This is a genomic window from Pseudomonas sp. EA_65y_Pfl1_P113 (assembly GCF_963970525.1).
Classification (GTDB): Bacteria; Pseudomonadota; Gammaproteobacteria; order Pseudomonadales; family Pseudomonadaceae; genus Aquipseudomonas; species Aquipseudomonas tritici.
Genome location: NZ_CAXAQM010000009.1, coordinates 25939 through 39997, shown reverse-complemented (window position 1 = coordinate 39997; position 14059 = coordinate 25939). Strand labels below are relative to the sequence as shown.

Genomic DNA, 14059 nt, shown 5'->3' with positions numbered 1-14059 from the left:
TCCAGGAAGCGCGCGATGAAACAGCAAGGCTTCACCCTGATCGAACTGATGGTGGTGCTGGTGATCATCGGCATCGCCAGCGCCGCCATCAGCCTCACGATCAAACCCGACCCACTGCGCCTGCTGCGCAAAGACGCCGAGCGCCTGAGCCAACTGCTGCAAGTCGCCCAGGCCGAAGCCCACGTCGACGGCCGCCCCATCACCTTGCGCGCCGATGCCAAGGGCTTTCGCTTCAATCGTCAAAGGGATGATGGGACAGGTATCGAGACGTTTAAAAACGACGACCCACTGCGCCCACGGCTATGGGAAAGCACGCCAATGCAAATCAACATCGAACCCCGGCAAACCCTGGTGCTGAATAGCGAATGGATCAACCCACCGCTGCGCGTGGTGCTGTCCGACGGGCAACACAGCCTTAACCTGCAACGCGACGCCGCCGGCTTGATGCGCGTGGTGAACCAGCCATGAACAACGCCCAGCAAGGCTTCACCCTGATCGAAGTGATGGTGGCGATCATGCTGATGGCGTTGGTCAGCGTGATCGCCTGGCGCGGCCTCGACAGCGTGACCCGCGCTGATCAGCATTTGCAGGCGAGCACCGAGCAAACGGAGGTGCTGCTGAGAGCGTTGAATCAGATGCAGCGGGATATCAGCTTGCGGGCCAGTGTCGAACTCACGGCCCCCAGCGCGCCGGAAGACGGAGCGGCTAAAACCGAGGGGTTGGCTGCGGTGACGGTTCGCAGTTCCGACAGCAAGGGCTTTCGCCTGGACGTGATCCGCAGCGCCCCAGTGGCAGGGGACGGGCTGCAACGGGTACGGTGGTGGCTCAAGGGGGATTCGCTATACCGGGCAGCAGCGCCAGCACGAGACCGCTATCCGCTGCCGGCAGCCAAGGATGGCGTGCTGGTGTTGACCGGCGTGAGTGATTTGCAGGTGCGGGTGTGGGAGACGGATAAGGGATGGCGGCAGTTGAGTGGTAATCGCCGCGAGGATCCGCAGGGGCTGGAAATCAGTTTAGCGCGGCAGACGCCACAAGGCGTGGAAAAATATCGCCAGGTGGTGGGGCCGTTGAGGTCGTTGAACTAACTCAACAACACCACTCCACCCGGCAACTCCGTGCATTTGGCCCCATATGCATCGCGAATCAACAACGCGACCCCCGCCAACTGCTGCAAGCTGAACCGCGCCTGCACCCGGCGTTGGCCAAGTTCTCTATTCAGCAACACCAGCATCCCCGGTCGATAGCGGTTGATCTCATCCACCACCGTCGCCAGCGTGGCATTGTTGAACACCAGTACCTGTTTGCGCCAAGCAACCACTGCCTGGGTGTCTACCGTGGTCACTTCATTGACCCCGGCGCTGCCATAGGTCAACTGCCGGCCACCGTCCAGGCGCACGCTGCGCCCGGCTGTGTCCACCAAGAGCGAGCCCTCGATACAGGTCACGCACACGTTGTGGTCGGTGTTGCGCACATTGAAGCGGGCCTGCGCCGCACTGACCCAGCCTTCGCCGGCCTGGACCTTGAGCGGCTGCGCACTGTGGGCGAGCACCTCGACTTCACCCTCAAGCAATTCAATGCCCTGCCCCACTCGGCTGATGCGCGTCTGGGTATTGAGCTCCAGGCTTATCCCTTCGCTCAACATCACCTGGCGCTGCTCGCCGACTTCGGTGCGGTAGTCCGCCGTGAGCCCGGCGAAGCCGCCCGGTACGCCGACACGGACCATCACCACGGCCGCCGAGGCAGCCATCGCACCGCCCAGGAAGGCACGACGGCCAAAGCTGCGCGGTTGCGACACCTGTTCAAGGACGGGGACCAAGTCGCGCCATAACACCTTGGCCTGTTCGAACGCCTGGGCATGTTCCGCGCTCTGCGCGCACCAGGCCTGCAGAGCCTTGGCGTCGGCCACGGTGGCGCGGCCCGAGGTTAGCAGGAGCAGCCAGTCGCGGGCTTCATCATGCAGGGGGCTGGCGGCGGGTTGCCGGGCGGTGGAGAGGCTAAAAATATTCAAGCGCGCACGTACTCACGGATTTATCAGGGACTCGACACTAAGACGGTTTTCCGGCCCCGGGACCGAACCGCTGAATCACTTTTCTTTCAAGGCGCTTGGCACAGTGGCCCAGAGCAGCCTTGATTTCCTTCTCGACCATGCGCGTGGAGATACCGAAACGCTGGGAAATTTCCAGGTGCGGGGCTTCTTCCAAGCGCGCGGCGATGAGGATCTTGCGGCGGCGTGCCGGCAGTTCGTAGAGGGCCTTGACCAGGGATTGGATTTCTTTCTGGCCGCCCACCACCCGCGACGGGTCCTGGGCTTCGTCGGCGCTTTGCAACAGTTCCTCCACCTCGCTGCCGGTGAGCAGACGCGCGTCGGCCTGGCGGCGGTCGGCGGCGATGTTCAAGGCCATGCGGTACAGGTAGGCGTTGGGTTGTTGCAGGTTCGGCGGCACGTCCATGCGGTCGACCCGCAGGTAGGTTTCGTGCAGCACGTCGTTGGCCAGGTCCTCCGAACCCAGGCGCTTGCGCAAACGCACCTTGAAGTCTTCGTAGGAGGCCAGGAACAAGCTGACCATCGGACTGTGCCCGGTATTTTTCATCCGCCCGAGGCTCCTTTCGCTACTGTGCATTCCATGCGCGTTCCTGTTGTGTCGGGCATCAAAAGTAAAGTCACCGGTTGGCGCAGTGAGCTCGGTGCCGGGCGTTCGACCCGGGCCGCACTCAGGCGGCGCACCAGTGCTTCATCGCGTTGTTCATCGCCGGTGGAACTGACCAGCCGACTGTGTTCAATCACCCCGTCGGGGTTGACCCATACCTGCACCAGCGCGCGAAAACTACCGGGCCGGGTCAGCGGCGAACGGCACAGGCTGGTTTCGATGGCTTGTTGCAACGCCGTCGCGTAGCTGTTGTTGATCCGCGCGGCGCTGCGTGCCGCCGCACCCTGGGTGGGCGGCTGGCTGACCTGCGGTGTCTGCAAGGTAAACGCATCGCTGCGTGCATAACGTGCCATCAGGCCACTCCCTGTCAGCAACATCGCCAGCGCCTCTTGCGCCGTAAAGCGCCCGCGCACCCCAATGGAGCGCCGGCCCCGCGTCAACTCGCGGTCCACCAGCACCGCCATCCCGGTGGCGCGGCTGTAGGCTTGCAGTGCGTGCTCCAGGTCCTGCGCAGGCAGGTCCAACGACAGCAGGGGTGACTCTGCCAGTGCCGTACGACCAGCGGCCAGCAGCAACAGCAAGACCAGGGCGCATGCCGCGCGCCTCCAGGCTCCCTGTTCACCCCCTGCTTTGCATCGCTGCACGGCCGACGCGCCCTAGAAAACCGTCATCCTGAGGCCAGTTTATGAATCTGATGTTACGGTGATAGCAAAAAAAACATCACGGTGACGAGAAGCCAGCTGCACTACACTTTGCAGCCTTACCGGCCCACTCCTTCGGGCCCGCCAGGAGGCCCTGATGAACGTGCTACCAACCCTCGCCAGCCTGTTGCTGTGCGCCGTCCTGCCCTTGGTTGCCCATGCCGATAATTGCGCAGAGGTCACGGTGGATGGCTATAAGGCGCCTGACTATGGCTGCCTTAGCCACCAGATGGGTAATGACACGAATGCAACAAAGGCGACGCAAAAAAACCGCGAGGCGCAGAATATTTCCATCGAAAAGCGCCTGCCCAATAAGGTCGGTTTAGCCACCCCGGCGGCGACCAGTGTGCGAATGGGCAACACCTTCGGTACGTCGGTGAAACCGCAGCGGCCTTGAGCCGTTAGAAATTGTCTGAGTACACAGGTAACAAATGTGGGAGGGAGCTTGTTTACGAGGCGGCCTTTGGGCCGACCAGGTGCTTGGGTTGGAATGAGTACATATCCATTCCTGCGGTAATGGCTGCTATTGGTTTCGCTCTTACGGCGAGTCACTTTGGAAAAGAGCCCCAAAGTAACCAAAGGGCTCTTGCCCCACCACTCGGCACCTCACCTAGGCTCGGTGTGCGGGCTTGCTCGCGAATGCAGAGTGTCAGTCACTGATGATTTGACTGATCCACCGCATTCGTGAGCAAGTCGAAGCGTCGAACCGCCGCTCGCACAGTTTGGACTTGCAGCGTGTCTCAGGCCGCGTGGCTTTCTTTCTTCAAACTCTCCATATCAATCACAAACCGATACTTCACATCACCCTTGAGCATCCGCTCATAGGCCTCGTTGATGCCCTGGATATCGATCATCTCCACGTCCGACACAATCCCGTGCTTGGCGCAGAAGTCCAGCATGTCCTGGGTCTCCTGGATGCCGCCAATCAACGAACCCGCCAGGCTGCGGCGCTTGAAGATCAGGTTGAATACGGTTGGCGACGGGTGCGGGCTGTCGGGGGCGCCGACCAGGGTCATGGTGCCGTCACGCTTGAGCAGGCTGAGGAAGGCATCGAGGTTGTGCGGTGCGGCGACGGTGTTGAGGATGAAATCCAGGCTGTTGGCGACTGCGGCCATTTCATCCGGGTTCTTCGACACCACCACATGATCGGCACCCAGGCGCAGGCCGTCTTCGCGTTTGTTGGGTGAGGTGGTGAACAGCGTGACGTGTGCGCCCATGGCGTGGGCGATCTTCACCGCCATATGCCCAAGCCCACCCAGGCCAACCACACCGACCTTTTTGCCGGGGCCAACCTTCCAGTGGTGCAGCGGCGAATAGGTGGTGATGCCCGCGCACAGCAACGGCGCCACGGCGGCCAGGTTGGAAGCGTCGTGGGAGATGTGCAGCACGAACTTCTCCTTGACCACGATGCTGTCGGAGTAGCCGCCGAAGGTGTTTTCGCCGCCGAATACCGGGCCGTTGTAGGTACCGGTAAAGCCGCTCTCGCAGTACTGCTCCTCGCCTTCGGCGCAGGACGCACAATGCTGGCAGCTGTCGACCATGCAGCCGACACCGGCCAAATCACCGACGTTGAACTTCTGCACATTGGCGCCTACCGCCGTAACACGGCCGACGATTTCATGGCCAGGCACGGAGGGGTACAGGGTGTTATTCCATTCGTTGCGGGCGGTGTGCAGGTCGGAGTGGCAGACCCCGCAATAGAGAATGTCGATCTGTACATCATCCGCCCCCGGCGCGCGGCGCTCGAAGGTAAAGGGCTTGAGGGAATCCTTGGCGTTCTGGGCGGCGTAGCTGTAGGTCTTGGCCATTTCGTTCACCTGTGTGATCGGATGCTGGAAGTCAGATGACCAGCATAGACGCTGAATCGTTCAACCGAGCACGTCCATACAATCCGCGTCACTGCGCGGCCCCTAAGCTCCTGACTTTCTCAAGACGCTGGAGAGTGGGCATGTGTAAAAAAGTGAGGACGGTATCGCTGGCTGTCACGTTGCTGGCCGCGGCCATGATGGGCAGTGCCTTGGCGGCAACACCCACGGTAGCGGTGGCCCCGCAATATGACACCAGCCACGTCTATGTGGCGCCGGCCGATGTCGACCGTTTTGCCCAGAGCTTCCTGGCCACTTTTGGCGGCAAAAGCACGGCCCAGGTGGTGGTGAATGTGTTGCCGGTGCCGAGCAGCACCACCTCGCAATTGCTGCAGACCCCGGCGGGCACGGTGTCGTTGTTTGGCTTCACCACACCGATCCCGCACCCGTTCGGCCAGGAGCGCAACGGTTACCTGGTCAAGGACATGGACGTAGCGCTCAAGGCCGCCCGGGAAAACGGTGCGGCGGTGATCGTCAGCGACTTCCCCGACCCGATCGGACGTGACGCCGTGGTGCAGTGGCCAGGCGGCGTGAATATGCAGCTCTATTGGCACACCAAGACCCCGGATTACGCCGCGTTCCAGACCGTACCGGAAAACCGCGTGTACCTCAGTGCCGACCGTGCCGACCGCTTTATCAAGTCGTTCCTGGGTTTTTCCCACGGCAAAGTCCTGGCCGATGACAAGCACGCGCCTGGGGTGGATATCGGTCAAGCCAGTGGCAGCTACCGCCGTGTCGACATCGAGTCGCCGTTCGGGCGCATGGCGGTGCTGGTCACCAACGGCCAACTGCCCTACCCCTTTGGCCATGAAACCACCGGCTATCAAGTGGCTGACCTGAAGGCGACGCTGGGCAAGGCCACCGGCTCCGGCGCCACAGTGCTGGTGCCCGCCTTTGACAGCAAAGGCCGTCGCAGCGCATTGATCGAGTTCCCGGGCGGCTATGTCGCGGAGATTCACCAGCTCAACGCGGCAAAATGAAGCGTCGCACAGGCTGGGGCCTGGCCGTGCTGTGGCCGCTGCTCGCCGGCGGCGTCCACGCCGATGAACAAGCGACACGCCCGACCATCAAGGCCAACCGTTGGCAGGAAGACTGGTCGGTCCTGCAAAACCCGGCGCTGCGCACGCAGCCGTTGGACAATTGGAAGTACATCCCATTGTCAGGTGCCAACCCGTTCACCTACTTGTCCCTGGGCGCCACGTTACGCGAGCGCTTCGAGATGAACGATGCCAGTGGTTTTGGCGTGCGCGATGTGAAGCGTGATCGCTACTTGATCCAACGTTTCCAGGTGCATGCCGACCTGCACCTGAACGAAAACTGGCGGGTGTTCACCCAGCTTGAAGACGTGCACGCGTATGACAAGACGACGATCGGCGGCGCCGACCAGAACCACGTCGACCTGCGCCTGGCCTTTGCCGAATACGTCAATGCCTTCAGCAGCGGCACGCTGAAAGCACGTGTCGGGCGCCAGGATTTCGCTTTCGACTTGCAGCGCTTCATCTCATCGCGGGAAGGCCCGAATGTGCGGCAATCCTTCGATGCCCTGTGGGCCGACTGGGAGACGAGCAACTGGCGCTTTATCGGGATTGCCAGCCAGCCGGTGCAGTATCAGGACGGGCGGCACTTCGACGACAAATCCAATAGTGAGGCACGCTTCCACATGGTGCGGGTCGAGCGGCTGGTGGGCGGTAAAAACGAGCTGTCAGCCTACTACGGCGTGTATGAACGCGGCGCGGCGCACTACCTGGACGCGGACGGCGACGAAACCCGCCACCTGTTCGACGCCCGCCTGGGCGGCGCGGCCATGGGCTTTGACTGGGACGTCGAAGCGATGCTGCAAAGTGGCTCGGTGGGCAACAAGGATATCCGCGCCTGGGCCGCTGGCAGTCGCACCGGCTACACCTTTGACAGCCTGGCCTGGACGCCGCGCCTCGGCCTGCAACTGGACATCGCCTCGGGCGACCGTAAAACCGGGGATGGCACTGTTGGCACATTCAACCCGCTGTTTCCCAACGGCTACTACTTTTCCCTGGCGGGCTACACCGGTTACAGCAACCTGATTCACGTCAAGCCGTCGATCACCGTCAAACCGTTCGACAAGCTCAGCGTGCAAACGGCCATCGGCCTGCTTTGGCGGCAAACCACCAGCGATGCGGTGTACACCCAGCCCAACCTGCCGGTGGCCGGCACCGCTGGCAGCGGTGATCGCTGGACCGGCGCCTACGCGCAACTGCGCACTGACTATGTGTTCAGCCCCAACCTCACCGGCGCCGTCGAAGCCGTGCACTACGACGTCGGCCAGACCCTGCGCGATGCAGGCGGTGATGACAGCAATTACCTGGGGGTCGAGCTCAAGTTCAGTTGGTAATCCCAAGCAAGCACACCCGTACAAGCCCTCGAAACGCTTAAGGGCAATAGTGATCCTGAGTTTTCCAGCCTATACATCAAGGAGTTTTCCATGAGCACATTCGTTGCCAAAGACGGTACCCAGATCTACTTCAAGGATTGGGGCAGCGGTAAGCCCGTGCTGTTCAGCCACGGCTGGCCGCTGGATGCCGACATGTGGGAATACCAGATGGAATACCTGAGCAGCCGTGGTTTTCGCACCATCGCGTTTGACCGTCGTGGCTTCGGGCGCTCGGACCAGCCATGGACCGGTAACGACTACAACACCTTCGCCGACGATATCGCGCAGTTGATCGAACACCTGGACCTCAAGGACGTGACCCTGGTGGGCTTTTCCATGGGCGGCGGCGACGTCGCGCGCTATATCGCTCGCCACGGCAGCGCCCGCGTCGGCGGCCTGGTACTGCTGGGGGCGGTGACACCGCTGTTCGGCCAGAAACCGGATTTCCCGCAGGGCGTGCCGACTGAAGTGTTCGATGGCATCAAGGCCGGGCTGTTGAAGGATCGCGCGCAATTTATCAGCGATTTCAACACGCCGTTTTTTGGTATCAACAAGGGCCAGACAGTCTCCGAAGGGGTGCTGACCCAGACCCTGCAGGTGGCAATGCTGGCGTCGCTGAAATCGACCGTGGATTGCGTGACCGCCTTCTCCGAAACCGACTTCCGCCCTGACATGGCCAAGATTGACGTGCCGACCCTGGTCATCCACGGTGACGGCGACCAGATCGTACCGTTCGAAACCACCGGCAAAGCCGCCGCGGCTTCGATCAAAGGCGCCGAGCTGAAGGTCTACAAGGACGCACCACACGGGTTCGCCGTGACCCATGCCCAGGCCTTGAATGAAGACCTGCTGGCGTTCCTGACACGCTGAAACACCTGAACCACCCTCTCCTTATTTCGGCCGGGCTTGCCCGGCCTTTTTTTGCTCAGGAGAAACGTTGGCTCACGACCAGACGCCCAGGCCCTGCGATCAACACGCTGCTGAAAATGATCAACAGCAGCCAGCCGAATTGCCCTTCCAGCAACGTCCACTCCGGGTGCACCACCCGCATGGCAATCAACAGCACCGCCAGGATCGGCAGGCACGCCAGGCGCACCAGCACCCCGGCAATGATCAGCAGCGGGCACAGCACCTCGGCAAATATCGCCAGCAGCAGCGTGATGTGAGCGCCCAAGTGAAACGGGTCCTCGATCAGCTTCAACTGCTCGCTGTAGTTCAACAGTTTCGGCAAACCGTGCACCCACAGCAGGAACAGCGCCCCGCTGCCCCGTAGAAACAACAACCCCAGGTCCTGTTGTTTTGATTCGTTCATACGTGCTCTCTGTTGGTCGAGACAAACGTCGATTGTGTCAACGGTGCCATCCGCCTGCTTGCAAGCCTGTGCTGACCTCACTCCCCCGTACCGGCAAATGCCGCGACGATTTCATCGATCACCACCCGCACTCGCGCGGTGTGGCGCAGATCGGCGTGGGTCACCAGCCACACGTCATACGGCAAGGGCCGCGTGCGGTCGGGCCACAGGCGTACCAGCCCGTCACGTTCGCCGGTGTACACCGGGATTTCGCCGATGCCGATGCCCGCAGCAATAGAGCGGCGCACAGCAGGCTTGAACTGAGGGCCGCGGTTGCGAGCTGGTTCGCCTGGCCCAGCGGTAAGCTGCATGAGGCACCGGCACGAGCAGACACTTGCGCAGCGACACCTTCTGGCGTGTACCTGTTGTTCGCCCAATACGCTTTTATGGCGGCGGGCTTGGTGCCGGCGATGGTGTTCCTGGTGGATTACGTGGCCCGTGGCCTGGGAGACGGCGCGCACATCGGCGCGATGATCTGGGTAATGTACGGCCTGGGCGCGATTGTGGGGCCGGTGACTTAAGGGTTCCTCGCCGATAAACTCGGGGCCCGCTTGAGTATTCGCGTGGCGCTGGTGGTGCAGGCGATTGCGCTCGGCTTGCTGCCGTTTGCCGGCTCGTTTACCGCCCTGGCGGCGCTCGCGGTGATCCTCGGTTCCTTCCCGCCGGGCATCGCGCCGCTGGCACTGGCGCGGGTGCATGAGTTGCTGCCCAACCATCACCAGCAACAAGTGGCATGGAGCCGCGCCACGGTGTCCTTCGCGACGTTCCAGGCGCGGTCCGGGTTTGCCTATTCGGCACTGTTCAACCGCAGTGGCGGGCAGCATGCGCTGTTGTTCATGATCGCCGCCGGGGCCATTGTGGTCGCATTGGCACTGGAACTGGGCATGATCCTGCTGAACCGTCGACCGCTCGGTACGGTCCCACCTCATACGCTCATCGCTGCAGGTAATCTGAAATGACGCTTCCTCAAGAAATGACCCTGATCGAAATCACCACCCCTGGCGGGCCTGAAGTGCTGCAACCGCGCCAGGCCGATGTGCCTGTCGCCGGCCCCGGCGAAATCCTAATCCGCGTGCATGCCGCCGGGGTCAACCGCCCCGACGCCCTGCAACGCGCCGGCAAATACCCGATGAAACCCGGCTTCAGCCCGATCCCCGGGCTGGAAGTGGCCGGTGAAGTGGTGGCGCTGGGTGAAGGCGTGAGCGAATACCAGATGGGCGACAAGGTTTGTGCCCTGACCAACGGCGGTGGTTACGCGCAATTTTGCAGCGTGCCGGCCGGCCAGGCCTTGCCGATCCCTGAGGGTATGGACTGGATTCAAGCCGCCGCCGTACCGGAAACGTTCTTCACCGTGTGGGCCAACCTGTTCGGCCTTGGCGATGCGCACACCGGTCAGCGCGTGCTGATCCACGGCGGCACCAGCGGCATCGGCACCACCGCTTTGATGCTGTGCCGCGAGTTTGGCATCCAGGCGTTTGCCACCGCTGGCAGCGCCGACAAATGTGCCGCGATTGCCAAGCTGGGCGCTGAACCTATCAATTATCGCGAGCAGGATTTTGCCGAAGTCATCGCGCAGCAGACCGACAACCAGGGCGTCGATGTGATCCTCGACATCATGGGAGCCTCCTACCTCAACAACAACCTCAAGGCCTTGGCCATGGACGGTCACTTGGTGATGCTGGGCTTCCTCGGCGGCGCCAAGGCCAATGACGTCGACCTGCTGAGCATTCTCGGCAAACGCGCGGTGATTACCGGCTCACTCCTGCGGGCACGCAGTAAAGAAGAAAAAGCTGCCATCGCCGAACAACTGCGCGAATACATCTGGCCGGTACTGGCCGCCGGGCGGTGCCTGCCGATCATCGACAAGGTGTACGCCTACACCGACGCCGCCCAGGCGCATGCGCGGATGGAGGGTGGGGACCATATCGGGAAGATTGTGTTGCGGGTGGAGTGACGCTGATCCTGGCCCTGTGAAGATCCAGTGTGGGAGCTGCGGTGCGACGATTCGACTTGCCTGCGATGCAGACACCTTGGTCATTCAGTTGAACCGAGTCGATGCTATCGCAGGCAAGCCAGCTCCCACGTTGAACTGAGTTCGACACAGAATCTAGGTCGGCTGTCAGGCCGCCTGGCTTTTGATTTTGATCTGAGGCGCCCCGTCAACCACGCTGGCCGAACGCAGGCTTGAATCCGTAGGTAACCCGGCAGGACGCCGGGTTAGCCGCACTGGGCCAAGGATGGCCCATTGCGGCGGCCCACGGATTCAAGCCTGCGTTCTGGCACACCGAGCCTAAGCGAGGTGCCGAGTGGTGGGGCGAAGACCTTTTGGTTACTTTTGGGGCGTTTGCCAAAAGTGACCCGCTGTAAGAGCGGAACCCTAAGTGGCCGTTACCTAAATAACGGATATACACTCGATCCTGGTCGTCTGACACATAGCTATCGCAGGCAAGCCAGCGCCCACATGGATCACCTTCGCAGGGCTACTCGGCGTACACCGGGTAGTCGATGTATCCGGCTTGCGTCCCACCGTAAAGCCCCTCAGCCTTCAGCGGGTTCAGCGGCCAACCATTGAAAATCCGTTGCGGCAGGTCCGGGTTGGCAATGAATGGCCGCCCGAATGCGATCAAGTCCGCCAACCCCGCTTCTACCAGAGCAGCGCCGCGTTCAGCGGTGTAGCGGCCAGCGTAGATGATGCGACCACTGAAGGTGCTGCGCACCGCTTCACGGAAAGTGTCTGGCAACACTGGGGCGTTGTCCCAGTCGGCTTCAGCGATGGACACATAGGCGATGCCTGACTCCTCCAACACCTTGATCGCTTCGATATAGGTGTGATGCGGGTCTTCTTCCACCAGGCCGATGTACACGCGATCCTGATCAGTGCCACTGAACAAGGGCGAGAAGCGCACACCCAGGCGCTCCGGCCCAACCACGGCGCTCACGGCCTCAACGATTTCACGCAGGAAGCGCAGGCGATTGTGCAGTGAGCCGCCGTATTCATCGTCACGCTGATTGGCGTGGGCCGAGATGAACTGGTTGACCAGGTACCCATTCGCCGAATGGATTTCCACCCCGTCAAACCCGGCATCCAGTGCATTGCGTGCGGCCTGGGCGTAGTGCCCGACCAACTCTTCGACCTCAAGAGCGCTCAAAGCACGCGGTACCGGCGGCTGCTTCAGCTCACCCACGCCAGGACCGGTTTCGATAAAGGCCTTGGCCTGCTGCGCCTGGATCGCCGACGGCGCGACAGGTGCGGCGCCGTCTGGCTGCAACGCGTTATGCGAGACCCGGCCAACGTGCCACAACTGGGCAAAGATCACCCCGCCTTCGGCGTGCACCGCGTCGGTGACTTTGCGCCAGCCGTCGATCTGCGCCGGGGTGTAAATGCCCGGCGTCCACGCATAACCCTGGCCACGCGGCTCGATCTGCGTGCCTTCGCTGACCATGAAACCAGCCGTGGCACGCTGGCGGTAATACTCGGCCATCAAGTCGGTGGCGATATCGCCGGGCTGGGCGCTGCGCTGGCGCGTCAACGGCGGCAGGACGATACGGTTGTTTAACGTGTGGTGACCCAGTTTTACCGGGGTACTTAGTACAGTGTCAGTCATGTAAGGTTTTCCAAATTGCGGACGTGCTAAAGCATTGGCGACTTATAAAAGTCGCCAATGAATACAGCGGTTTATTTAGTTAAGCGGTGAGTGTGAGCAGGGCTTTGGCCACATCGCTGGAACTGCCAGGGTTTTGCCCAGTGACCAACAGGCCATCTGTGATGACAAAGGAATGCCAATCGGCGCCCTTCTCGTAATGGCCGCCGAGTTTCTTGAACTCATCTTCAATCAGGAACGGCACCACGTCGGTCAACTCCACCGCCGCTTCTTCCGAGTTGGAGAACCCGGTGACGCGACGGCCCTTGATCAACGGGTCGCCATTGACCGCCTTGACGTGACGCAGCGCGCCCGGTGCGTGGCAGACAAAACCGATCGGTTTGCCAGCGCGTTCGAAGGACTCGATCAGGGCAATCGAGACCGGTGACTCCGCCAGGTCCCACAGCGGGCCGTGGCCGCCTGGGTAAAACACGGTGTCGAAGGCGTCGGCGTTGACGGTTTCCAGTTTCAGTGTGTTGGCCAGGGCCTGCTGTGCAGCCGGATCGGCGGCGAAGCGGTGGGTCTGTTCAGTCTGGGCGTCCGGCTGGTCGCTCACCGGGTCCAGCGGCGGTTGACCGCCGGCCGGGGATGCCAGTACCACTTCGGCGCCAGCGTCCTTGAACGCGTAATAGGGTGCAGCAAATTCTTCGAGCCAGAAGCCGGTCTTGCGCCCGGTATCGCCAAGCTGGTCGTGAGAGGTCAGTACCATTAATACTTTCATTTTCCAGTGCCTCGATAGGTGTGAGTGTCAGTGTGTTCAGGACAGCCCAACAGGTGTCGGGTCAGCCACAGCGCCTCGTCGAACGGCGCGCAAGTACGGGTGATCTTGCTCATGACGCTGGTCCCCAGCCACAACGCATACAGGCGCTGGGCCAGGCTTTCAGGGTGTTGCGCAACCTTCAGCGAGCCGTCTTCGATGCCGCGTTGCAAGGCAATTGCGAGCAACGCAATAGTGCGTGCGGTGCCGCGCTGCAGGGCCAGGCGCATCGGTTCTGAAAGGTCTGACACCTCTGCACCCAGTTTGACGGCAAGGCATTTGCCTGCGTCGGTGCCGCCGGTCTGGTTGTCGATCCAGCTGTGCCAATAGCGCATCAACTTGGCGTGCGGGGTTAAGTCCGGCTGATTGAACAGCTGTTCCATAGCGTTCAAGTAGTTGTCGAAATAGGTATCGAGCAATACCACCCCGAACGCATCTTTAGAGTTGAAGTAGTGATAGAACGAGCCTTTAGGCACATCGGCGGCTTGAAGTATTTCGTTCAATCCCACCGCAGAAAATCCTTTGGCGCCCACAATCGGCTGCGCACTTTCCAGAATCGTCTGCCTTGCACTTTTAGTTTCGCGGCTCATTTTTCATCCCGTCCGATTAGACCAGTCGTCTCGTTCGTTGGGTGAATGTTAGGGGCCGGGTAAAACGCGCACAATGTCAGATCCGCAAGGATTCCGGAC

Annotated in this window: 15 protein-coding genes and 2 pseudogenes; 8 read left to right on the top strand and 9 right to left on the bottom strand. The window is 61.5% G+C overall.

What is annotated here, in order from left to right:
• Positions 1-15 precede the first annotated feature (15 nt).
• Complete coding sequence (gene gspH, locus AACY52_RS10940; RefSeq protein WP_339560482.1) at positions 16-468, top strand: type II secretion system minor pseudopilin GspH; 453 nt, start codon at positions 16-18, stop codon at positions 466-468.
• Positions 465-1085 carry a type II secretion system protein GspJ gene (locus AACY52_RS10935; RefSeq protein WP_339436515.1) on the top strand — a complete coding sequence of 207 codons (621 nt, stop codon included), beginning with the start codon at positions 465-467 and terminating at the stop codon, positions 1083-1085. Before gspH ends, AACY52_RS10935 begins: the two co-directional genes overlap by 4 nt.
• Here the strand turns inward: AACY52_RS10935 and AACY52_RS10930 are convergent.
• From AACY52_RS10930 to AACY52_RS10920, 3 genes are read right to left on the bottom strand one after another with little or no spacing between them, the layout of a single operon-like run.
• Positions 1082-2008, bottom strand: a complete 927-nt coding sequence (locus tag AACY52_RS10930) for a FecR domain-containing protein (protein WP_339419753.1) — start codon at positions 2006-2008, stop codon at positions 1082-1084. The two genes, AACY52_RS10935 and AACY52_RS10930, sit on opposite strands and share 4 nt — an antisense overlap.
• A 37-nt stretch (positions 2009-2045) precedes the next feature.
• Complete coding sequence (locus AACY52_RS10925) at positions 2046-2591, bottom strand: RNA polymerase sigma factor (protein ID WP_065876202.1); 546 nt, start codon at positions 2589-2591, stop codon at positions 2046-2048.
• A complete protein-coding gene (locus tag AACY52_RS10920) occupies positions 2588-3229 on the bottom strand; it encodes a TonB family protein (RefSeq protein ID WP_339419750.1) in 642 nt (213 codons plus the stop codon). The genes AACY52_RS10925 and AACY52_RS10920 overlap by 4 nt, the downstream gene beginning before the upstream one ends.
• A gap of 217 nt (positions 3230-3446) precedes the next feature.
• Here AACY52_RS10920 and AACY52_RS10915 point away from each other — a divergent pair, with 217 nt between their 5' ends.
• Positions 3447-3746, top strand: coding sequence for a hypothetical protein (locus tag AACY52_RS10915; RefSeq protein ID WP_339419748.1), 300 nt, complete (start codon positions 3447-3449; stop codon positions 3744-3746).
• Between the two features lie 343 nt (positions 3747-4089).
• Here the strand turns inward: AACY52_RS10915 and AACY52_RS10910 are convergent, their stop codons facing one another.
• Entirely contained in the window at positions 4090-5157 is a 1068-nt protein-coding gene (locus AACY52_RS10910) for an NAD(P)-dependent alcohol dehydrogenase (protein ID WP_339438984.1), read from the bottom strand.
• Between the two features lie 140 nt (positions 5158-5297).
• Here AACY52_RS10910 and AACY52_RS10905 point away from each other — a divergent pair, with 140 nt between their 5' ends.
• The 3 genes from AACY52_RS10905 (at position 5298) to AACY52_RS10895 (ending at position 8491) form a co-directional block, all read left to right on the top strand.
• Positions 5298-6194 carry a glyoxalase gene (locus AACY52_RS10905; RefSeq protein ID WP_339419744.1) on the top strand — a complete coding sequence of 299 codons (897 nt, stop codon included), beginning with the start codon at positions 5298-5300 and terminating at the stop codon, positions 6192-6194.
• Positions 6191-7582 (top strand): alginate export family protein, encoded by a 1392-nt coding sequence (locus AACY52_RS10900; protein WP_339419742.1) that lies wholly within the window; start codon positions 6191-6193, stop codon positions 7580-7582. The genes AACY52_RS10905 and AACY52_RS10900 overlap by 4 nt, the downstream gene beginning before the upstream one ends.
• Before the next feature lie 90 nt (positions 7583-7672).
• A complete protein-coding gene (locus AACY52_RS10895; protein WP_339419741.1) occupies positions 7673-8491 on the top strand; it encodes an alpha/beta hydrolase in 819 nt (272 codons plus the stop codon).
• A gap of 55 nt (positions 8492-8546) precedes the next feature.
• Here AACY52_RS10895 and AACY52_RS10890 read toward each other — a convergent pair whose 3' ends face one another.
• A complete protein-coding gene (locus AACY52_RS10890; protein WP_339419739.1) occupies positions 8547-8933 on the bottom strand; it encodes a DoxX family protein in 387 nt (128 codons plus the stop codon).
• Positions 8934-9010: 77 nt separating this feature from the next.
• Positions 9011-9243, bottom strand: a pseudogene (locus AACY52_RS10885) (LysR substrate-binding domain-containing protein); the annotation flags it as partial.
• Here AACY52_RS10885 and AACY52_RS10880 point away from each other — a divergent pair.
• Positions 9242-9931: pseudogene (locus AACY52_RS10880) on the top strand (YbfB/YjiJ family MFS transporter); the annotation flags it as partial. The pseudogenes AACY52_RS10885 and AACY52_RS10880 sit on opposite strands and share 2 nt — an antisense overlap.
• Positions 9928-10926 carry an NAD(P)H-quinone oxidoreductase gene (locus AACY52_RS10875; protein ID WP_339560481.1) on the top strand — a complete coding sequence of 333 codons (999 nt, stop codon included), beginning with the start codon at positions 9928-9930 and terminating at the stop codon, positions 10924-10926. The pseudogene AACY52_RS10880 and the gene AACY52_RS10875, both read left to right, overlap by 4 nt.
• 526 nt (positions 10927-11452) lie before the next feature.
• Here AACY52_RS10875 and AACY52_RS10870 read toward each other — a convergent pair.
• The 3 genes from AACY52_RS10870 to AACY52_RS10860 all read right to left on the bottom strand — a co-directional run bounded on the left by AACY52_RS10870 (position 11453) and on the right by AACY52_RS10860 (position 13960).
• Positions 11453-12577: an alkene reductase gene (locus tag AACY52_RS10870; RefSeq protein ID WP_339419736.1), complete on the bottom strand. Its 1125-nt coding sequence runs from the start codon at positions 12575-12577 to the stop codon at positions 11453-11455.
• A 79-nt stretch (positions 12578-12656) separates the two neighbouring features.
• Positions 12657-13334: a type 1 glutamine amidotransferase domain-containing protein gene (locus tag AACY52_RS10865; RefSeq protein WP_339419734.1), complete on the bottom strand. Its 678-nt coding sequence runs from the start codon at positions 13332-13334 to the stop codon at positions 12657-12659.
• Entirely contained in the window at positions 13331-13960 is a 630-nt protein-coding gene (locus AACY52_RS10860; protein ID WP_339419732.1) for a TetR/AcrR family transcriptional regulator, read from the bottom strand. The genes AACY52_RS10865 and AACY52_RS10860 overlap by 4 nt, the downstream gene beginning before the upstream one ends.
• Between the last annotated feature and the right edge of the window lie 99 nt (positions 13961-14059).